The organism is Blastococcus sp. PRF04-17 (genome assembly GCF_023016265.1).
In the GTDB taxonomy this organism is placed as follows: domain Bacteria; phylum Actinomycetota; class Actinomycetes; order Mycobacteriales; family Geodermatophilaceae; genus Blastococcus_B.
Genome location: NZ_CP095412.1, coordinates 3,930,691 through 3,949,727, shown reverse-complemented (window position 1 = coordinate 3,949,727; position 19,037 = coordinate 3,930,691). Strand labels below are relative to the sequence as shown.

At 73.4% G+C, this 19,037-nt stretch carries 21 protein-coding genes and 2 pseudogenes; 17 read left to right on the top strand and 6 right to left on the bottom strand.

Annotated elements, in window-relative coordinates; translation table 11 throughout:
- Window positions 1–75: 75 nt before the first annotated feature.
- The 7 genes from MVA48_RS20065 to MVA48_RS20035 are packed head-to-tail and all read left to right on the top strand — an operon-like array spanning window position 76 to window position 6,736.
- Entirely contained in the window at window positions 76–1,194 is a 1,119-nt protein-coding gene (locus MVA48_RS20065; protein WP_246982854.1) for a glycosyltransferase family 4 protein, read from the top strand.
- 9 nt (window positions 1,195–1,203) lie between these two features.
- Window positions 1,204–1,548: a hypothetical protein gene (locus tag MVA48_RS20060; protein WP_246982852.1), complete on the top strand. Its 345-nt coding sequence runs from the start codon at window positions 1,204–1,206 to the stop codon at window positions 1,546–1,548.
- Window positions 1,545–3,062 (top strand): glycosyltransferase family 4 protein, encoded by a 1,518-nt coding sequence (locus MVA48_RS20055; protein ID WP_246982850.1) that lies wholly within the window; start codon window positions 1,545–1,547, stop codon window positions 3,060–3,062. The genes MVA48_RS20060 and MVA48_RS20055 overlap by 4 nt, the downstream gene beginning before the upstream one ends.
- Window positions 3,059–4,576: a glycosyltransferase gene (locus MVA48_RS20050; protein WP_246982848.1), complete on the top strand. Its 1,518-nt coding sequence runs from the start codon at window positions 3,059–3,061 to the stop codon at window positions 4,574–4,576. The genes MVA48_RS20055 and MVA48_RS20050 overlap by 4 nt, the downstream gene beginning before the upstream one ends.
- A gap of 38 nt (window positions 4,577–4,614) precedes the next feature.
- Window positions 4,615–5,523: an ABC transporter permease gene (locus tag MVA48_RS20045; RefSeq protein WP_246982846.1), complete on the top strand. Its 909-nt coding sequence runs from the start codon at window positions 4,615–4,617 to the stop codon at window positions 5,521–5,523.
- A 2-nt stretch (window positions 5,524–5,525) separates the two neighbouring features.
- The gene (locus MVA48_RS20040) at window positions 5,526–6,356 is read left to right on the top strand and encodes an ABC transporter ATP-binding protein (RefSeq protein WP_246982844.1); all 831 of its coding nucleotides are present in this window, start codon (window positions 5,526–5,528) and stop codon (window positions 6,354–6,356) included.
- A complete protein-coding gene (locus tag MVA48_RS20035) occupies window positions 6,320–6,736 on the top strand; it encodes a Wzt carbohydrate-binding domain-containing protein (RefSeq protein WP_246982842.1) in 417 nt (138 codons plus the stop codon). Before MVA48_RS20040 ends, MVA48_RS20035 begins: the two co-directional genes overlap by 37 nt.
- A 49-nt stretch (window positions 6,737–6,785) precedes the next feature.
- Here the strand turns inward: MVA48_RS20035 and MVA48_RS20030 are convergent, their stop codons facing one another.
- From MVA48_RS20030 to MVA48_RS20015, 4 genes are all read right to left on the bottom strand, one after another.
- Window positions 6,786–8,588 carry a SpoIID/LytB domain-containing protein gene (locus MVA48_RS20030; protein ID WP_246982840.1) on the bottom strand — a complete coding sequence of 601 codons (1,803 nt, stop codon included), beginning with the start codon at window positions 8,586–8,588 and terminating at the stop codon, window positions 6,786–6,788.
- Window positions 8,589–8,754: 166 nt separating this feature from the next.
- Window positions 8,755–9,225 carry a DUF4214 domain-containing protein gene (locus MVA48_RS20025; RefSeq protein WP_246982836.1) on the bottom strand — a complete coding sequence of 157 codons (471 nt, stop codon included), beginning with the start codon at window positions 9,223–9,225 and terminating at the stop codon, window positions 8,755–8,757.
- Complete coding sequence (locus MVA48_RS20020) at window positions 9,222–9,917, bottom strand: N-acetylmuramoyl-L-alanine amidase (protein ID WP_246982834.1); 696 nt, start codon at window positions 9,915–9,917, stop codon at window positions 9,222–9,224. Before MVA48_RS20020 ends, MVA48_RS20025 begins: the two co-directional genes overlap by 4 nt.
- A gap of 125 nt (window positions 9,918–10,042) precedes the next feature.
- A complete protein-coding gene (locus MVA48_RS20015; protein WP_246982831.1) occupies window positions 10,043–10,549 on the bottom strand; it encodes a hypothetical protein in 507 nt (168 codons plus the stop codon).
- A gap of 347 nt (window positions 10,550–10,896) precedes the next feature.
- Between MVA48_RS20015 and MVA48_RS20010 the strand changes: the two genes are divergently transcribed.
- Window positions 10,897–12,108, top strand: coding sequence for a glycosyltransferase family 39 protein (locus tag MVA48_RS20010; RefSeq protein WP_246982829.1), 1,212 nt, complete (start codon window positions 10,897–10,899; stop codon window positions 12,106–12,108).
- The gene (locus MVA48_RS20005) at window positions 11,997–12,920 is read left to right on the top strand and encodes a hypothetical protein (protein WP_246982827.1); all 924 of its coding nucleotides are present in this window, start codon (window positions 11,997–11,999) and stop codon (window positions 12,918–12,920) included. The genes MVA48_RS20010 and MVA48_RS20005 overlap by 112 nt, the downstream gene beginning before the upstream one ends.
- Before the next feature lie 44 nt (window positions 12,921–12,964).
- On the opposite strand, the gene MVA48_RS20000 is transcribed toward MVA48_RS20005, so the two are convergent.
- Window positions 12,965–14,308 (bottom strand): LCP family protein, encoded by a 1,344-nt coding sequence (locus tag MVA48_RS20000; RefSeq protein ID WP_246982825.1) that lies wholly within the window; start codon window positions 14,306–14,308, stop codon window positions 12,965–12,967.
- Window positions 14,305–14,685 carry a hypothetical protein gene (locus tag MVA48_RS19995; protein ID WP_246982815.1) on the bottom strand — a complete coding sequence of 127 codons (381 nt, stop codon included), beginning with the start codon at window positions 14,683–14,685 and terminating at the stop codon, window positions 14,305–14,307. Before MVA48_RS19995 ends, MVA48_RS20000 begins: the two co-directional genes overlap by 4 nt.
- 272 nt (window positions 14,686–14,957) lie before the next feature.
- Between MVA48_RS19995 and MVA48_RS19990 the strand changes: the two genes are divergently transcribed.
- The 8 genes and pseudogenes from MVA48_RS19990 to MVA48_RS19960 all read left to right on the top strand — a co-directional run bounded on the left by MVA48_RS19990 (window position 14,958) and on the right by MVA48_RS19960 (window position 18,992).
- Window positions 14,958–15,491, top strand: coding sequence for a TIGR03089 family protein (locus MVA48_RS19990; protein WP_246982813.1), 534 nt, complete (start codon window positions 14,958–14,960; stop codon window positions 15,489–15,491).
- 53 nt (window positions 15,492–15,544) lie between these two features.
- A complete protein-coding gene (locus MVA48_RS19985) occupies window positions 15,545–15,754 on the top strand; it encodes a hypothetical protein (protein WP_246982812.1) in 210 nt (69 codons plus the stop codon).
- A gap of 37 nt (window positions 15,755–15,791) precedes the next feature.
- Window positions 15,792–16,049, top strand: a pseudogene (locus tag MVA48_RS24330) (DUF1028 domain-containing protein); the annotation flags it as partial.
- 89 nt (window positions 16,050–16,138) lie between these two features.
- Window positions 16,139–16,612 (top strand): DUF1028 domain-containing protein, encoded by a 474-nt coding sequence (locus tag MVA48_RS24325; protein ID WP_371821163.1) that lies wholly within the window; start codon window positions 16,139–16,141, stop codon window positions 16,610–16,612.
- Between the two features lie 45 nt (window positions 16,613–16,657).
- Window positions 16,658–17,173: a Chromate resistance protein ChrB gene (locus tag MVA48_RS19975; protein ID WP_246982810.1), complete on the top strand. Its 516-nt coding sequence runs from the start codon at window positions 16,658–16,660 to the stop codon at window positions 17,171–17,173.
- Window positions 17,170–17,601: a chromate resistance protein ChrB domain-containing protein gene (locus MVA48_RS19970; RefSeq protein ID WP_246982808.1), complete on the top strand. Its 432-nt coding sequence runs from the start codon at window positions 17,170–17,172 to the stop codon at window positions 17,599–17,601. The genes MVA48_RS19975 and MVA48_RS19970 overlap by 4 nt, the downstream gene beginning before the upstream one ends.
- A 12-nt stretch (window positions 17,602–17,613) precedes the next feature.
- Window positions 17,614–18,095, top strand: a pseudogene (locus tag MVA48_RS19965) (chromate transporter); the annotation flags it as partial.
- Window positions 18,096–18,110: 15 nt separating this feature from the next.
- On the top strand, window positions 18,111–18,992 hold the full coding sequence (locus tag MVA48_RS19960) for a chromate transporter (protein ID WP_371821260.1): 882 nt from the start codon (window positions 18,111–18,113) through the stop codon (window positions 18,990–18,992).
- Window positions 18,993–19,037: the final 45 nt, after the last annotated feature.

Below are 19,037 nucleotides of genomic sequence, written 5' to 3'. Positions count from 1 at the left end.
CGCCGCGAGACGGCGGGATTGGAGTGCGACGATGCCCGCCACCACCGTTATCGCCACGGTGCCGGGGGCCCCGGCGTGAGGCTGGCCCTCGACGCCACTCCGCTGCTCGGCCAGCGCAGCGGCGTCGGCCGCTACGTGACCGGGTTGGTGCACGGCCTGGCCGAGATCTCCCCCGAGCTCCGTCCGCGACTCACCCTGTTCAGCGTCCGCGGGCAGCTGCCCGCCGATCTCCCCCGTGGCGCACGCCGCGCGCCGGGGCGCTTCCCGGCACGGCTCCTGCGTCCGCTCTGGGCGCGCACGGCGTTCCCGCCGGTCGAGATCCTCTCGGGGCCGGTGGACGTCTTCCACGGCACGAACTTCGTGCTGCCACCCGCCGCCCGGGCCGGTGGGGTGGTCACCGTCCACGACCTGGCGTTCCTGCGCTACCCCGGCACGGTGACCGGTGACGTCGCCCACTACCGCGACCTCGTGCCCCGGGCGCTGCGCCGCGCCCGGGCCGTCGTCACCGTGAGCGAGGCGATGGCCGACGAGATCCGCGCGGAGTACGCCTGGCTCACCCCACGGGTGTTCGTGGCTCCCAACGGGGTCGACCCGAGCTGGGCCCGGGCGCAGCCCGCGTCCGACGAGGACCTGCGGCGGCTCGGGATCCCGCCGCGGTACGTCGTGTTCGTGGGCAACATGGAGCCGCGCAAGAACCTCGGCACGCTGCTGAGGGCCCACACCGCCGCCCGGCGGCAGGACCCCCGGGTACCGCCGCTCGTCCTCGTCGGACCCGCCGGATGGGGGGACCGTTGGCAGGGCGCCGCGCCGGATGCGCGGGACGCGGTCCTGGCGGGCTACCTGCCCGGGGACGACCTGCAGCGCGTCGTCGCCCGCGCGACGGCCGTGTGCATGCCCTCGCGCTACGAGGGCTTCGGACTGCCGGTGCTCGAGGCGATGGCCGCCGGGCGGCCGGTCCTGGCCAGCGACATCCCCGCGCACCGCGAGATCGCCCAGGGCCATGCGATCCTCCTGCCCCCGGACGACACCGACGCCTGGGCCGAGGCGCTCACCGGCCTGGACCGGATGACCGGCGGGGACGCGGCGCGGCGCGCGCACGCCGCCGGCTTCACCTGGGCGAGGAGCGCGGCCACGCACCTGGAGGCCTATCGCCAGGCCGCGGAGCGGCGACGGGGCGACAAGGGCCCGACGTAGGATCTCTCGGTGCATGACGGTCCGTTCACCTCCTCTGCACGAAGCGCCGACGACGTCCCCCGGCGTCGGCCGGACCTGGAGGAGGAGCTCACCGCCGCCCGCGCAGAACTGGCCGAGCTCCGAGCCGAGCGCGACGCCCTCCTCGCCGAACGGGACCGCTGGCGCGGGGCCGTGCTGGCACGGTGGGCCGACGCCGCCGGATCCGCGGACCCGTCCGCCGGGCCCACGGGCAGGGGCAGCCACGAGATCGTGCGCCTGAAGGAGGAGCTGGCCGCGATGCGGGCCACCGTGTCCTGGCGGATCACCGCACCGCTGCGGGCATTCCAGCTGCGCCGGCTCCGAGGGCGGCGATGACCGCCGCCACCGACGTGGCCGCTCCTCCCCGGAGCCCGGACCGCCTGTCCGCTCTCCGCCAGCGCCTCGGCGTCACCGCGGCCGCGCTCGGACTCGACACCCGGGTCGCACCGGAGACGACCCTCGCGGTCTCCCAGCTGTACGGGCGTCTGGTCGAGCACGTCCACGGGGACCCGGGGACGGACTCGCTGTGGCTGCTGATGACGGCCATGTCCGGCGCCCTGCCCGAACCCGAGGACATCAGGGCCGGGATGCGTGCGCGGGACCTGGGGGGTCCCGCGGACCTCGCGACCTGGCTGCTGGAGGCCTCCTACGTCGCGGCGGGCGACGCCGGCAGCCCCGACCTGGAGATGGACGTCGTGGCGTCGGCCGTGGTCGTCGACGTCGACTTCACGGCCCGCCACGACCTGCACACCGGGATCCAGCGCGTGGTCCGGGAGACGGTGCCCCGCTGGCACCGCGAGCACGAGCTCGTGCTCGCGGCCTGGACCGAGGCGGGAGGCGCCATGCGTTCCCTGGGGCCCGCCGAGACCGACCGCATCCTGCGCTGGCACGGCGCCCGGGCCGCCGCCGGGGCCGCGGGCACCGGCCGGCCGCCGCACCGCCTGCTCGTCCCCTGGCACTGCACCGTGCTCTTCCCGGAGAACCCCCCGCCGGAGCACTGCCCGGCAGTGGCGGCCATGTCCCTGTACTCCGGCAGCCGGACGGGCCTCATCGGCTACGACTGCATTCCCGCGATCAGCCCCGACCTGATCCCGCCGGGCCTGCCCGACCGCTTCATGCGCTACCTGGAGGCGGTCAAGCACGCGCACCGCGTCGCGGGCATCAGCGCGGCGGCGACCCGCGAGTTCGCGGGGTTCGTCGACATGCTGGTCGCGCAGGGGCTGCGCGGGCCCTCGGTCGTGGAGTGCGTCCTCCCCGTGGAGATGCCACCGGGCGAGCCGGTCGCCGGTACCGGCGCGCCGCTGGTCGTCTGCATCGGCAGCTTCGAACCCCGGAAGAACCAGCTCGCGGTGCTGCACGCCGCCGAGCACCTCTGGCGGGCGGGGCTGGACTTCCGCCTGGAGTTCATCGGCGGCAGCGGCCTGCCGACCGAGTTCGACGCGATGCTGGGGCGGCTGGTCGCCGCGGGGCGCCCGGTCCGGCGGCGGACCGCGGTCAGCGACGAACAGCTCTGGGGAACCGTCCGCGCCGCCCGCTTCTCGGTGTTCGTCTCGCTGCACGAGGGTTTCGGCCTCCCGGTCGCGGAGTCACTGGCCTGCGGCACACCGTGCCTGACCAGCGACACCGGCAGCACTCGCGAGATCGCAGCCGGCGGCGGGGCGGTGACCGTGGACCCGACCGACGACCTGGCGATCGCCGAGCAGATGCGCCGGCTGCTCACCGACGACCAGTTGGTGTCGACCCTGCGGGAGCAGGCGCTGCGGCGCTGCCCGCGGACCTGGGACGACTACGCCCGCGAGCTGTGGGCGGCCCTGGTGGTCGGGCAGGACACCGGGCAGGGGCCGCGATGAGCACCGGCACCGCCGCGCAGGTGGGCATGCCGCACTCGCTGTCCGCGCGGCTGCGCGCCGTCTCCCCCGCCGAGCGGACGGCGCTGCTCGACCGGATCGCGTCGATCGTGTCGACGCTGTCCGGGGAGCCGGCGCCCGGGGACCGCGGCGAACTCGTCCCGCGCTTCGAGCGGCTCCTCGCACCGGCGGACGCCTCGGCCGTGTGGCTGGCCCTGTCGGTGCTCGAGGCCCGGTTGGCGACCGCGCCGGAGGTCCGCCGTACCGTTCGCGCCATCCGGCTCGACGGACCGGGTGCCGCGTTCGGCTCGCGGACCGCACCGTTGGTGACGTCCTGGCTGGGTGGATTCCGGCACCGCCCGGAGGTGCGCGTGCTGCGCGGCGCCGTGCTCGTCGACGTGGACCACACCGCGCGGGCCGGTCTGGCGACCGGCATCCAGCGGGTGGCGCGCGAGACGGTCCGGCGCTGGGCCGCCGGGCACGAGCTGCGGCTGGTCGGCTGGGACAGCGGGTACCGGCACCTCCGGCTGCTGACCCCGCCGGAGTGCGCCAGGGCGCTGACCGGCGACGGCGCCCCTGGCCCGGCAGGCGAGCGGGACGTCGTCGTCGTCCCGTGGGAGTCCACGTACCTGCTGCCGGAGCTGTCGCTGGAACGCCCGCGCAACGAGCGGATCGCCGCCCTCGCCCAGTTCGCGAGGTGCCGGACCGGCGTGATCGGCTTCGACTGCGTGCCCATGACCACCGGGGAGACGACGGCGATGGGCGTGAGCGAGGCGTTCGCGACCAACCTCGCCGCCGTCCGTCACATGGACCGGGTGTCGACCATCTCCTCCGCGGCCGCGGCCGAGTACCGCGGGTGGCGCACGATGCTGTCCTCCGTCGGCGCCGGGGGGCCCGAGATCTCCGTCGAGCCGTTGCCCGGCGAGGTGCCCGGCAGCACCCCGGACGAGCTGGACGACGCCCGTGCCCGGCTGCTGGTCCCCGGCATGCCGATGGTGCTCTGCGTCGGCACGCACGAGCCGCGCAAGAACCACCTGGCCCTGCTGCACGCCGCGGAACTGCTGTGGCGCGAGGGACTGCGCTTCAACCTCGTCCTGGTGGGCGGCCGGTCCTGGAACGACGAGCGCTTCACCAGGGAACTCGCCGTGGCGCAGGCCCGCGGGCGCCCCGTGGAGACGGTCACCACGATGTCGGACAGCACGTTGTGGGCGGCCTACCGGCTGGCCAGATGTATGGTGTTCCCGTCCCTGAACGAGGGTTTCGGGCTCCCCGTCGCCGAAGCCTTGTCCTGCGGCACCCCCGCCGTCACGTCGAACTTCGGCTCGATGGCGGAGATCGCGGCAGATGGTGGAGCGCTCCTGGTCGATCCGCGCGACGACTCGAGCATCGCTGCCGGCCTGCGCACCGTCCTCACCGACGACGAGGCGCACCGGCGGCTGGCCACGGCGGCGCGCGCCCGCCCGCGGAGGACGTGGGAGCAGTATGCACACGACGTGTGGGATGCCCTGGCGGGTTGACGCCGGCTCACGCCACGGATGGGAAGCTACGAGGAGCGATGAGAAACCCTGAGGCCGTGGCGCGCAGCGCCCGGCTCCGCGAGGAGCCCTGGCAGGCCAGCGCGCCCAGCGGCGGCTTCGTCACGGGCACGATCCGCTCGATCCGGGAGATCTTCGGACGGCGCGAGCTCCTGGCCCTCCTGGTCCGACGGGAGCTCAAGGCCCGGTACAAGGACAGCTCCCTGGGCTTCCTCTGGAGCCTGCTGCGACCGCTGTCGATCCTGATCGTCTACTACGTGGCGATCGGCAAGTTCCTCGGCGCCGAGCGCGCGATCCCCGACTTCGCGATCTACATCTTCACCGGTCTGATCGTCTGGCAGCTGTTCCAGGAGATCGTCAGCTCCAGCACCGGGTCGATCGTCGGCAACGCGGGACTGGTGCGGAAGGTCTACCTCCCGCGCGAGGTCTTCCCCTTGAGCACGGTGGGGTCGGGGCTGTTCAACTTCGGCACGCAGATGGTGATCCTGGCGGCCGCGGTGATCATCACCGATCGCGTCCCCACCGGGAGCCGGCTGTGGTACCTCCCCCTGTCCCTGGCGGTCGTCCTGACCTTCGGCACGGCCATCGGACTGGCTCTCGCGGCGGTGAACGTCTACCTGCGCGACGTCCAGTACCTCGTGGAGATCGTCCTCACGATCCTCTTCTGGGCCTCCCCGATCGTCTACTCGTGGCGGTTGGTCCAGGACGCCATCGGTGGCAGCTGGGCGGCGGACCTGTACCTGAACAACCCCGTCACCCTGGCGGTACTCGGCATGCAGCGCGCGCTGTGGGTCGCCGGTACCGATGAGCCCGTACCCGACGGCCTGGCCACCCGGCTGCTCGTCGCCCTCGCCATCGGCACCGTCCTGCTCTGGTTGAGCCAGCGGCTGTTCAACCGGCTCGAGGGCAATTTCGCACAGGAGCTGTGAGCATGTCTGACACCCCGGCCGTCATCCAGGTCGAAGGGCTGAGCAAGCGGTTCGTCATCCGCAAGGACAAGTCCATCAAGGAGCGGATCGTCAACGCGGCGATGTCGCGCCGGCACCGCGAGGACTTCTGGGCCCTGCGCGACGTCGACCTCACGATCGACGCCGGCACGACGGTCGGCCTCATCGGACCCAACGGCTCGGGGAAGAGCACCCTGCTCAAGGCCATCGGCGGCATCATCCAGCCCACCTCCGGCACGGTTCTCCGGCGCGGTCGCCTGGCCGCCCTGCTCGAGCTCGGGGCCGGCTTCCACCCGGACCTCACCGGACGGGACAACGTCTACCTGAACGCGGCGATCCTGGGGCTGACCCGCCAGCAGACCGATCGGCACTTCGACGCCATCGTCGACTTCTCCGGCATCGAGAAGTTCATCGACACCCAGGTGAAGTTCTACTCGTCGGGCATGTACGTCCGGCTGGCGTTCGCCGTCGCGGTGCACGTGGACCCGGACATCCTCCTGGTCGACGAGGTGCTGGCGGTGGGCGACGAGCCGTTCCAGCGCAAGTGCCTGGACCGCATCAAGCGCTTCCAGCACGAGGGCCGGACCATCGTCCTGGTGACCCACGCGCTCGACCAGGTCGTCGAGATCTGCAACCGGGCCGTCGTGCTGGAGAACGGCCGCGTGCTCGCCGACGGGACGGCCCGAGAGGCCACCAAGGTCCTCCGGGCCGACTTCGACGAGCAGGCCACGACGGAGATGGCGGCCACCGGCCGGGGGCCTCCGCGCGCGTCCTGGGCGTGCAGGTCCTCGACGGCGAGGGCCGGCCGGTGCTGACCCCGGTCCCGGAGGAGGACCTGGTCCTCCGCGTGACGGTCGAGGCGGACGAGCGCTTGGAGGACTGGGTCCTCGGCATCGGCATCGACACCCCGACCGGCCAGCCCATCTTCGGCACCAACACCCAGTTGCTGGGCATTCCTCTCGAGCCGCTGCAGGGACGCCGCGAGGTCGACGTCCGCCTGTCCGGCCTGCGGCTCGGCGAGGGGCAGTACCACGTACACGGGGCACTGGCCGAGTGGGGCGGGCCGGCGTTCGCGCGGCTGTCGCAGGCCGCCCGGCTGGAGGTGGACGGCAACGGGCAGGCCGTCGGTCCGGTGGGTGTCTCCGGCATCTCCGTCACCGGGATCGAGCCCGCCGCAGCCGCCCCCGTCCGCTGAGCCCGGGCCGGGGGCCGGCGGGACGCACCGTCCCGCCGGCCCCCGGCGATCACGGGAACCGGGTGCGCGCCTTGTTCCAGTACTCGACGCTGCTGGTGATCGAGACCTGCACGTCGACGTCGCCGTTCCCCATCATCTGGGGCACCCACGTCTGCATGCCGGTGCTGTCGACCCCCCGCTGCAGGAGGTCGGAGTAGTAGCCGACCAGACGCTTCTGCCGCGCCTCGACGGAGCCGGAGATGTGGAATGCCACGTAGTTGCGGCCGCGGGCCGTCGCCACGTCCGCCCAGTGCTGGCGCTCGGAGGCCCCGGCGGTGCGGCCGAGCAGCCCCTGGTACATGCCGTCGACCCACAGGAGCATGTCACCGCCGCCGAGGGCCTGCAGCGACTCCGCCGAGTTGTACACGGCGGCGTTCAGCTCGTTGAGCGTCCGCCCGGTCCGGAGGTAGGCCACCCACGAGTCGTAGCCGCGCGGGTCCGGGGTGCGCTTGAGCGCTCCCGCGTAGGTCTGCTTGACCAGATTGCGCAGGTTCTCGGTGGACCCGAGGAACGAGCGCGCCACCGCGCCGGGGTCGGTGCCGCCGGCGACCGAACCGGCCCAGGGCGCCACCTCGGACGGCGCTCCGCTCCGGCCCAGCAGGTCGTTGTACAGCGCCTTCGTGTACGACGCCGACTCGGTGTAGCTGCGGACGTTCAGCTTGAACCAGTCGCTCTTCAGCCCCACCCGGCTGCGGAACTGGTTGCCCGTGAAAGAGTAGGGGCCGTTCGCCGTGTCGACCACGACCCGGAGCACCCGGCCGCCGTCGACCCCGAGACCGTTGCGCTCGGTCACCGAGATGCCGGTGATCGCCGGGGTGCCCAGCCGGGCCGCGAGCGTCCCGGCGTCCACCGCCACGGACCAGTTGGTGTTGGGGTTGCCGGCCGTGCCGTCGCCCAGGTCCTGGACCGCGGGGAACTCCCCGGGCGTCGTCCAGCCACCCGACGAGGCCGAGAACTCCGTCCGGCTGACCGCGCCGTTGGGCTTCTTCCTGACCTGACCGGCGGTGGCGGCGATCGCCGCGTTCGCCCGGGAGTCCTCGACGAACGTCCGCGTGGAACCCGAGACCGGGCGGGTGTACTCGCCCTTGTAGACCTGGCACGCGGTGGTGTCGCAGGTCGTCGCGTAGGCGTTCCGCGGGGTCGCGATCGCGTAGCTGCGTGCCGCGACCGCCTGTGCCCGCAGCGCATTCGCGCCGCGCCCGCCGGCGAGGTCGGCCCAGCTGGAGGGCATCTCGCTCGGGAGGACGCCCTTGAGGTAGTCCTCCAGGTAGACGTGGTTGACCACGGCGGACGTCGAGCCGGTGTCGACCGCGACCAGCTTGCCGCGGTACCCGCGGACCTGACCGCCCTCGCAGAGCTGGACGTGATTGGCCGGGTCGGCCGGCGAGGCACCGGTGGACACCACCACCCCGGACGCGAGCCCGCCCCGCCACGTGGTCCAGGGCCCTCCGCAGCCCGGCCCGCTGTAGACGTTGAACCGCGCGTCCGCGGTGCGCCGCACGAGGACGGCGGCGGCGCCGACGGCGGAGCCGTTGACGGTGAGCGACGGCACCGTGACGACCATGTCCTGGCCTGCCCGGGACAGGAGCTCCACGCCGATGACCGGGTTGCCGGCCGAGCCGGCGACCGTGCCGCCGTAGTAGTGGTCGAGGATCTGCTGCCAGGTCCAGTTGTGGTCGACGGCGTACCCGCGGGCCCCCCACTGGCTCAGGCCGCGGCCGTGGCCGTACCCGTGCCCGGAGATCTGGACGTCACCCTGGAGCGCGGCACTCGCCGAACCGAACGGGTGCACCCCCAGCAGTCCGGCCAGCATGCAGGTGAGCAGGAACAGGCTCCTGCGCCGGGTGGACCTCGCGCGGCCGGATCCGGCCCGGTGCCGCCCTGGTCCCGCGGCCCGCCGGCTCTGGCTCTGGCTCTGGCTCTGGCTCTGGCTCTGGCTCTGGCTCTGGCTCACCGCAGACGGTCCCACTGCTGAGACGTCACGGGAACCGCGATTGGGCGCGCTGGGTGTACTCACTGCTGACCACGACCTCTTCCCGCAGTTGCTCGTCACCGGACCCGGCCACCACCGGCAGCCAGTACTCCTGTTCCGGAGCCCCGGCCGACCGGCCCAGGTAGTACGCGTAGGTCTGGCCCACTCGTCGCTTGGCTGCCTCCGGCGAGCCCCAGACGCCGGCCAGGACCGGCTCCGGCCCACGGGCCCGGCGCACGGCCCCCCAGTGGTCGACCTCCCAGGCCGTGGCGCCGCGCCCCAGGGCTGCCTGGTAGATGTTGTTCACGAAGCCGGTGTCGCTGCTGCCACCGCGCAGGTAGAACTCCTCGCTCGACATGAGGGTCGGCCCGATCGTGTCGAGGCGGACCGTGCCGTCGGCGAGGGCGGCCATCCACGTGACCATGCCCCCGGGGTCCGGGTTCCTGCCCAGGACCCGCTGGTAGGACTGGGTGATCACCAGCCTGCGGTATTCCTGGCTGTTCGCGATGCCCGCCGAGATCGCGCGGCGACTGGCTCCCCCGAGAGCAGGGTCGTCCAGTTGCGCAGGCCGGTGGCATCGGCCCCGCGGCCCATCATGTCCTGGTACAGCGCGCGGACGTAGGACTCCGCCATGTCGTAGCCGAAGGCCCGGGCTCGGATCTCCCCCATCTTGGCCACGCCGTACTTGCCCGGGCAGGCGGTGGACTTGGTGTCGCGGTGAGCGAAGATCGCCGGCAACCGGACGGCGGTGCCCGCCGCGTACTTGTTCGTCCCCCCGGACGTCAGCACCGCGGAGCCGTACGGGTCCACGTTGTGCAGGCCGAGCTTCCAGCCGATGATCGAGGACACCGAGTTGATCATGGCCGGCGTCGTCGGTACGACGTCGTAGTTGCCGAGCATCGAGACGCCGAAGGTGTAGGTGTTGAAACCGCCGGCGTGGGCACCGACGACGGGCTGGGCCAGGCCGCCGGCCCGCCCTTCCCAGATCCGGCCGTACTTGTCGACCAGCGCGTTGTAGCCGATGTCCCCCCAGCCGAGCGTGACCGCGTGGTAGCGGTAGATGCCGCGCAGGATCCCCGGGACGTCGGCGGCGGCGTAGCTGTTGCTGCCGGCGGTGTGGTGGACGGTGGCCGCCTTGAGCGTCGACGCCACCCGGGGCGTCCACGTCATGAGGGACTCGTCGGCTCCCCACTGGGCGCGCGAGTAGACCGCCGGCATCGCCGAGGCCGCGTCCGCGGTGTCCTGGATGTCCGGGGGCTCGACGACGGCGTCCGCCTCGCTCTCGCCTGGATCGATCAGGTGCAGGCGGACGTCCGACGGCTGGGCACCGGACCGGGTGACGAGCTCGACCTCGACCCCGGTGCCCGGCCCCGTCCACAGCGGCTCCGTGCCGCCACGGGGCGCCGCGGGGAGGTCTCGTCACCGTCCTGCACGGCGGTCTCCGTCGACGCCTCCGTCCAGCCGCCCCAGTCGCCGTCGGCGTCCCGCACGCGCACCTGGATCAGCGTGTCGGTCACGGCGGGGTCGAAGACCCAGCTCACCCCCACCAGGGAGAACGACGCGACGTCCACCTCCCGGAGGGTCAGCACCGGGGACTCGTCCGGAACACCGTCGACCGGGGCGGTCGTACCTTCCTGGACGTCCGCGGCGGCGGCCGGCTCCTCGACCGATCCGAGCGCCAGCTCCTCCTCGGAGGTCTCGACGGGCACGGCCTCGGGCCCGGGGGCTGCGTACACGGGAAGGGTCAGGAGGGTCCCGCTGAGCACGAGGAAGGCGATGGAGCCGGCAATGATGCGCCGCACTTGATTCCTCCGATAGGCGTCGGTCGTCGGTCCACGGGGGTCACATCAACCGCCGGCGCCTTGCACGGCGGACGTGAGACGACTCGGGCAACGGACGAGGTGCGTCGAACATAGCTCAGCAGCACCACGGTGCGTATCCGACTCGCCGCGGACCGTCATCAGAGTAGGCGCAGCTCAGGTGCCTGATCGGACCTCTGTGGCCGATGTCATGCCCCCGACCGGACCGGGCGGTCCGGGGTCTGGCTCCCGGCCCGGGGTGCCAGGGCGCTGCCCTGTGCGGAGAGTGATCGATGAATACTGCTGGAGAGACGCCGTGAGAGAACAGAAGTTGCTGGGGGAACCAGGGGATGACCGCCGACGTCCGGGAGTCGGAGCGCCGCCTCTCACCTGAGCGGTCCGGGACCCGCACGGGGAGCGACGCGGTGTGGTCCGCGGTCGCGAGCATCCCGGAGCGGCTGCTCCTGGCCTTCCTGGTGTTCTGCTACGTGTCCGCCGTGGCCTACGTCGGGGGCTTCTTCCGCCCAGTCGTCGTCGCCCCGGTGACCCTGGTGCTCGTAGCGCTCACCTGGTGGTTCCTCCCGGCCGGCGGCGGTCGGACCGTGTGGTCGGCGGTCGGGTCGCTGCTCGCCCTCGGCGTGTCCGGGGCGTGGTTCCTGCTCAACCTGCCCTACCTCGGCGAACGGATCCGTGTCGGCCGCGACCCCGACGTCTACACCCTGGCCGCCCTGTGGTTGCTGAACAACAGGAGCCCGGAGATCCCGGTACCCCCCGGCAGCACCGAGGCCTCGGGCTTCTACCTCGTCGACGGCGTCCTGGAGCCCCAGGGCAACCACCTCGTGGCGGCGGTGTCGGCGTCGGCGGGATGGGTCTTCGGCGAGAACGCCGTCTTCTGGGGCAACCTGGCCTGCGGAGCGGCAGCCCTGCTCGCCCTCTACGTCCTCGGCAGGCGCCTCGTCGGTCCGTTGTGGGCCCTGGTCCCGGTGCTGGCACTGGCGGTGTCCCTGCCGATGCTCGAGTTCAGCCGGGCGATGTACTCCGAGCCGCTCGCGCTGACGTTCACCTTCCTCGGGGCGTCCCTGCTGTGGGACGCCTGGAAGAGCGACCGTCTGCCCGCGTACGTCGCCGCCGGCGTCGCCTTCGGCGGCGTCGCGCTCGCCCGCATCGACGGCACGCTGCCGCTGATCGGCGTCGTCGGCGGGCTCGCCGTCGCGGCGGTCGTCCATCCCGGCCCCCCGGGGGTATCCGGCGCTGGGCGGCAGCGTCGGTGCTGCTCGGGAGTCTCCCGGGACTGCTGCTCGGCTTCGCCGACCTGTACTTCTACAGCGGCCGGTACATCGCCGACCTCCGCTCGCAGTTCTCGATGCTGGGCGCCGCGGTTCTCGTCGCGACGGTGCTCGCCGCCGCGGCCGTCGTGGTGCCGGCACGCCGCCACCCCGCGATCCCCCGCGTGGTCTCGCGGGCCGCGCTGGCCGGCGCCGCTCTCGGCGCCGTGGCCTTCGCCGTCCTGGCCACGCGCCCCTGGTGGCACGTGGCACGGGGGCCGGTCGACGTGCCCCTGATCGCCGGACTCCAGGCCCTCAACGACTCGCCGGTGGACGGGACGCGCACCTACGCCGAGGACTCCTTCCAGTGGCTGAGCTGGTACCACGGGTGGCCGGTCGTCGTCGCCGGGCTCATCGGGCTGCTGGCCTGGCTGGCACTGGGAACGCGGTCGGACTCGGCTCGGCTGCTGTGGCTCTCGGCCCTCCTGCTCCCCAGCGCTGCGCTGTACCTGACGCAGCCGAGCATCGCCCCGGACCAGATCTGGGCCATGCGCCGCTTCCTGCCGGTCGTGGTGCCCGGACTGCTCCTGGCGACCGCCTGGGTCGCTCGCCAGCTGTCGTTGCGCCTGCGGCCGCTGGGGGCGATCCTGGCGGCCGCCCTGGTGGTCAGCGCCATCGTGCTGCCGGTGCAGACCGCGAGCGCTCTCTGGTCGGAGAAGAACTACGCGGGCGCGCTGAGCGCCCTGCGGACGGTGTGCGGAGCGATCGACGGCCGGCCGACCATCGTCACCGAGCAGGACACCCTGCTGCCCACCGTGATCGTGCTCTGCGACGTCCCCACCTACAGCGTGGCGAAGCCCCGGCGCGCGGCTCTCGCCGATGCACGCGAAGCGCTGGGCGGCGGCCCCGCGGTGCTGGTGACCCAGGCCCCCGACGCGATCCCGTGGGAGGGCGAGGCGCCCACACCGACGATCGGCTACGTCCAGACCATCTGGGAGCGGACGCTGGAGGAGGCTCCGGACAAGGTCCTGGAGCACCCGGTCGAGCTCACGCTGGGCCTGGTCGAGGCGGACGGGACGGTCGTCCCCCTGACCAGCGGCGGGGACTGACCCCGGTCACTCGTCAACGCGTGGGGTCGTGAGCGCGTGGGTCGTCAGCGCGTGGGGTCGTGAGCGCGAGGGTCGTCAGCGCGTCGGGGGCTCACCGTCGGCCAGCGCCTGCTCGGCCTCGACCGGGTCGTAGGCGCAGGCGTCCGCGGCCACGTCCACCTCGGAGGGTGCGGCGGTCGACGGAGTGCCGTTGCCCGTGGCTCCGCCGCCGACGTGCCACCGCCGGTCGAGCCACCCGGCGCTGGGGCGGAGGAGGGAGCCGGCGCCGGCTCGGTGACCAGCGCGTCCTGGACGATCGTCCGCATCAGGTCGTAGTCCGGGTAGGCCGGCCGGATCACCGTGTCGTCGAAGACGACGCTGCGGATCCCGGCCTCCTTGACCTTGAGCGCCAGGTCGGCGAAGTCGCCCACCACCGACTGCGGGATGTCGGTCGTGACGATGTCCTGCGTGGTCGCCGCGATCTGCTGGTAGCGCGCGAGCAGGGTCATCGGGTCGGCCGCCTCGACGATCGCGTTGATCATGCAGCGCTGGCGGTCCATGCGCTGGTAGTCCGACAGACCGAAGCGGCCGCGGGCGTAGTGCAGCGCCATCTCGCCGTCCATGTGCTGGTTCGGGCCGGGCGCGATGTAGTCGTTGGGCAGGTGGCCCAGGGACGGCTCGCCGCCGATCGGCACCCAGTAGTTCACGTTGACGGTGATCCCGCCGAGGGCGTCGATCAGCTGGCTGAACCCGTCGAGGTTGACCAGCACGTAGTAGTCGATGGGAAGGCCCAGTGCCTCGCCCACGCCGAGCTTCATGAAGTCCGCACCGGGGTTGTCCGTCGGCCCCAGGATGTCGGGGTACTCGGCGGGACCGTTGCGGTACACGGCGTTGAGCAGGCTCTCGCTCTCGCTGCCGGCCCAGAACCCGTCGGGGTACACCTCGTGCAGCGGGCTGTCCTCGGGGAAGGGCAGCTCCTCCAGGTTGCGCGGCAGGCTGAAGGTGGTGGTGGCGCCGGTCTGCGTGTCGATGCTCGCGACGATGATCGTGTCGGGCCGGACGCCCTCCCGCCCCTCACCGCCGTCCCCGCCGAGGAGGAGGACGTTGACGCGGTCCTTGCCGCCCCACGGGTCGACCGCAGCCGTGTCGGGCACCGTGGCGGACGTGCCGTCGTCGTCGAACAGACCGGTGATGAGGTTGCGCTGGACCGAGGCCAGGTGCGCGGCCTCGAAGGCCGGCGCCGCGACGCCGAACGCGAGCATGGTCACCAGGAGCCCGCCGACGAGGTGCTGGCCGCGGGTCGTGCTGTCGGGGGCGAGGACCCGGTACCCGGCGATCACCACCAGGGACCAGACGATCGCCACCCCCACCGCCGCGGCGATGACCAGCAGCAGGCCGGTCGGGCTCACGGCCAGGCGGATGGCGACGTGCTGCCCCCGGTCGCCAGCCAGGCGCCCAGGGCGAGCAGGCCGGCGAGAGCGGTGAGGAGCAGCCAGCCGACCCGCCGGTAGCCGGCCGCGAGGAAGGCCACGCCGGGGAGCACGGCGCCGACCGTCGTCAGGCCGAGCACCCGGCCGAAGCCGGGATCGGCAGCGGGCTCGGCGGCCATCGCGGCACGGCCGGTCGGCCGTGCGGGCGGGCGGACGCCGTCCCGCGGACCCGGGCGGGCACCGCCCCGGGGCCGCGACGACGACACCCGCGGCGGCCGGCCGGCGCGGGGGTCCAGTCGCGGCGGGAGCGGGCGCGTGCCCAACGTCCCCACCTGCGGGTCACGCGGTCGGCTCACCGGTTTCCTCACTGTCAGGGACGGGGACCATACGGCCCGGCCGGACCGCGGGAACGCCCGAGCGGGCGGCACGCGCGGTCAGGCGGACGGACGATGCCGATGGTAAGCACGCACCCTGAGCGCCGGGACCGTTCGACACGGCCGGCGGTCGTCCCGCGAGCCCACTCGTTCACAATGGCCGCAGCAATCACGGGCCGCGACGCGTCGGGCGCCCCCTCGTGAACCGGAGCAGTCCGTCCCGGCCCTCGACCCACGCCGACGGAAGGACGAACGTGACACCGGCGGACCTGCTTCGCGACGCACTCCGCCGGGACGCGGCGGCCCCGCTCATCACGTACTACGACGACGCCACCGGCGAACGGGTCGAGCTGTCCGGAGCCACGTTCGGCAACTGGGTGGCCAAGACGGCCAATCTGCTGCAGGACGAGTTCGACGTCGGCCGTGGCAGCACCGTCGCCGTCGCGCTCCCGGTGCACTGGCAGACGGCCGCGGTGCTGCTGGCCGCCTGGAGCTGCGGAGCCGCCGTGCTCGACACCGCCGCCGAGGACGACGGGCGGCTGGCCGAGGCCGACGTGGTGCTGGCCGAGCAGGCGCGGCTGGACGCCCTGGAGGACGTCGGTGTCGAGCAGCTGCTCGGCCTCTCGCTGCACCCCCTCGGGATGGGCATGGCCGGTTACGCGGGCTCCGCGCGCGACTACGCGCTCGAGGCGCGCGCCCACGGCGACGCGTTCTTCCCCTACGACCCACCGGACCCGGCCGCGCCGGGACTCGTGGCAGGCGGCCTCGAACTCACCCTCGGGGGCTGACAGCGACGGCCGCGCAACTCGCCGATCGGCTGGGCCTGGGGCCAGGGGACCGCGTGCTGGTCGACGCGCGGACCGCCGCGGAGGCAGGACCCGTGGCATGGCTGCTCGCTCCGCTCACGGTCGGCGCCTCGCTGGTGCTGTGCCGGAACCCGCAGGACTCCGCCCTCGCGGCGCGGGCCCTCGCCGAACGGGTCACGGCCACCCTCGGACGTCGGGTCGACGGCGTCCGCGAGCTCGGGCAGCCGGCGAACGGTGGGGCATGAGCGCGACGAGTGAGGCCCCCGTACTCCTCCCGCCCCGGTGACGTTCTCCGTCCTGGGGCACGACCCCGACACCGGCGACCTGGGCATCGCGGTCTCGTCCTGCATCCTGGCCGTCGGCCGTGCGGTGCCGGCCGCGCGGCCGGGCGTCGGTGTGGTCGCCGTGCAGGCGCGCAGCCGGCGCGGCCTCGGTGGCACGCTCCTGGGCGGACTGGCCGACGGCGCCGCGCCCGCGGATCTGGTCCGCCGGGCCGCCCACGCGCTGGAGGACGCCGACCGGCAGATCGCCGTGCTGGACCGGTCCGGTCGCGTCGCCGCGGACACCGGGCAGGGCTCGTTCCCGATCAGCGGGCACCTGGCGGCGGGGGCTTCACCGTCCTGGGCAACATGCTCACCTCGGCCGACGTGCTGCCGGCCATGGCGAAGGCCTACTCCGGCGCCACGGGCGAGCTCGCCGACCGGCTGCTGGCTGCCCTCGTGGCGGGACAGGAGGCGGGCGGGGACCTCCGTGGCCGCCAGTCGGCGGCGCTGCTCGTCGTCAGCGGCTCCCCGCCCACCGAGGACGACGACGGCGTGCGGGTGGATCTGCGCGTGGACGACTCGGGGGATCCCGTCGGGCAGCTGCGCATGCTGCGGAACCTGCAGCGGGCCTACGCCGAGCAGGACTACGACTACCTGGCCCTGTTCGCCCCCGAGGGCGCCAGCGACCTGTACGCCGCACTCGCCGCCTCCCGTCGAGGGGATCGGCAGGCGACCCGGCGGGCCCTCGAGGCGATGCGTGCCCGACCGGGGTGGTCGGCGTGGCTGGCCACCATGGCCGGCGATGCGCGGGTGGCCGCGATGACCCGGCTGCTGGAGTGACGCGCACGGCTTGTCGGTGTTGCGCAACCATGGTTGCATCTCGGCATGTCGGTCGATGGTGCGCGACCGCCCGCGGAGTGGGTGTTGCTGTCCTACCGCCTGCCGCGAGAACCGTCGGGTCCCCGGACGACGCTGTGGCGGCGGCTGAGACGGCTCGGCGTGGCCCAGCTCGGCGACGGCCTGGTGGCGCTTCCCGCCGACGCCCGGACCCGGGAACAGCTGGAGTGGCTGGCGGACGACGTCCTCGCCGCCCGGGGGACGGCGGCACTGTGGCTGGCCCGCCCGGTCACCGCCGCGCAGGAGCGGGGGCTGGCCGCGGAGATGTCTGCCGCGAGGGCGGCCGAGTACGACCAGCTCGTCGCCGAGTGCCGCGCCGCCGCCGTCGCGGAGATCGCCGACCGTGTCCGGGCCCTGCGCCGCCTCCGCAGCCAGTGGCGAGCGATCAACCGTCGCGACTTCTTCCCACCCGCTGAGCGCGAGCACGCCGCCGCTGCGCTGAGGGACCTCGCCCGGGTCACCGTCGACACGTCCTCCCGCGCCGCCGAGGAGGCGGCGCCGTGAGGTGGGCGACGCGTCCGGGCGTGCACATCGACCGGGCCGCCTGTGCCTGGCTCATCCGCCGTTTCCTCGACCCGGAGGCGGAGTTCATCTTCGTCGGCGACCCTGCCGATGTGCCCGCCGACGCCACTCCGTTCGACATGCGCGGGGTCGACCTGGGGCACCACGGCAGCGACTGCTCGTTCGAGACGATCCTGCGCCGGCACGACCTCACCGACCCGGTGCTGTGGCGGATCGCCGAAGCCGTGCACGAGGCCGACCTCGAGGACGACCGGTTCGACGCCCCGGAGGCGCCCGGTCTCGACATGGTCCTCCGCGGGTTGTCGATGACCGGCGACGACGCACGCACCCTGGCCGTCTCCGGCCCCGTCTTCGACGGGCTCTACGAGTACCACCGCCGCCGACTGCTGCTCGGCCGCGAGCCGGCCTGACCGAGGAGCTCCATGAACCCCGAGTCCGCGCCGCAGCAGCAGACTGCCGTGCCGTTCCGGACCGCCCTCAGCGCGTGGTTCCTCATCTCGCTGCAGACGTTCGGCGGACCGGCCGGCCAGATCGCGGTCATGCAGCGGACACTCGTCGACGAGAAGCGATGGATCGGTCAGCGCCGGTTCCTGCACGCCCTCAACTACTGCACGCTGCTGCCGGGGCCGGAGGCGCAGCAGCTGGCCACGTACGTGGGCTGGCTGCTGCACGGCACGCGCGGGGGCTGGTCGCCGGCGGACTCTTCGTGCTGCCCGGCGTGGTCGCGCTCCTCGTGCTCTCCGCTGTCTACGTGGCGTTCGGCACCACCACCGTGGTGACCTCCCTGTTCGCGGGGCTGGCCGCCGCGGTCCTGGCGATCGTGGCGCAGGCCGTGGTCCGGGTCGGCAGGAGAGCGCTCGACAGTCGCGCCCTCGCCGTCATCGCGGTCGCCGCGTTCCTCGCCCTGTCGCTGTTCGGGGTGCCGTTCCCCGCTGTGGTCGCGCTGGCCGGGCTCGCGGGGTGGGCGCTCGGCCGGTGGCTGCCGTCGGCGCTGCCCCGCAAGGGCACCGCGGAGGCGGGCGAGGCGGGCCCGCCCCCGGTCATCTCCGACGACGTGCTGCACCACGAGACGCCCAGCACGCGGCGGACGGTCAGGGTGCTCGGGATCGGTCTGCTGGTGTGGGGGGTGCCGATCGCGGCGGCGGCGTGGCTCACCGGGACGCACAGCGTGTTCACCGAGCAGGGGGTGTTCTTCTCCGGCGCGGCGGTGGTGACCTTCGGCGGCGCCTACGCGGTGCTGGCGTACGTGGCGCAGCAGGCGGTCACCGTCTACGGCTGGTTGTCGCCCGGTGAGATGGTCCGGGGCCTGGCGCTGGCCGAGACCACGCCCGGGCCGCTGATCATGGTCGTGCAGTTCGTCGCGTTCCTCGGCGCCTACCGCACTCCCGGAGAGCTCGACCCGTGGGTCGCCGCGGTGCTCGCGTCCCTGCTGGTGACCTGGGTGACCTTCGTACCGAGCTTCCTGTTCGTCCTGCTCGGGGCCCCGTACATGGAACGACTGCGGGGCAACCGGTCACTGTCGGCAGCGCTCCGCGGCATCACGGCGGCCATCGTCGGCGTCATCGCGAACCTCGGCGTCTACTTCGCGGTCCACACGCTCTTCGGGGAGAGCAGCCGGATCGACGCCGGGCCGCTGCATCTCGAACTGCCGGACCTCGGCACCCTGCGGATCCTGCCCTTCGGGATCGCCCTCGTGGCCGCCTACCTGCTGTTCCGCCGCACCTGGTCGGTGCTCCGGACCCTCGGCGTCTGCGCCGTCCTCGGGCTGATCGCCGGCCTGGCCGGCCTGCCCACCGCCTGACCTACGCCGTCATCGCCGCGATCTCACGCGCCGGCCGGACGGCCC

Coding starts and splice junctions, on each gene's coding strand:
- MVA48_RS20020 (WP_246982834.1), bottom strand. CDS start 9,917: ATGACGTGGACGCCCCGGGTGGCGTCGACGCTCAAGGCGGCCACCGTC.
- MVA48_RS20010 (WP_246982829.1), top strand. CDS start 10,897: ATGACCGCCGACGTCCGGGAGTCGGAGCGCCGCCTCTCACCTGAGCGG.
- MVA48_RS20050 (WP_246982848.1), top strand. CDS start 3,059: ATGAGCACCGGCACCGCCGCGCAGGTGGGCATGCCGCACTCGCTGTCC.
- MVA48_RS20040 (WP_246982844.1), top strand. CDS start 5,526: ATGTCTGACACCCCGGCCGTCATCCAGGTCGAAGGGCTGAGCAAGCGG.
- MVA48_RS20045 (WP_246982846.1), top strand. CDS start 4,615: ATGAGAAACCCTGAGGCCGTGGCGCGCAGCGCCCGGCTCCGCGAGGAG.
- MVA48_RS20055 (WP_246982850.1), top strand. CDS start 1,545: ATGACCGCCGCCACCGACGTGGCCGCTCCTCCCCGGAGCCCGGACCGC.
- MVA48_RS20030 (WP_246982840.1), bottom strand. CDS start 8,588: ATGCTGGCCGGACTGCTGGGGGTGCACCCGTTCGGTTCGGCGAGTGCC.
- MVA48_RS19975 (WP_246982810.1), top strand. CDS start 16,658: ATGTCGGTCGATGGTGCGCGACCGCCCGCGGAGTGGGTGTTGCTGTCC.
- MVA48_RS24325 (WP_371821163.1), top strand. CDS start 16,139: ATGCTCACCTCGGCCGACGTGCTGCCGGCCATGGCGAAGGCCTACTCC.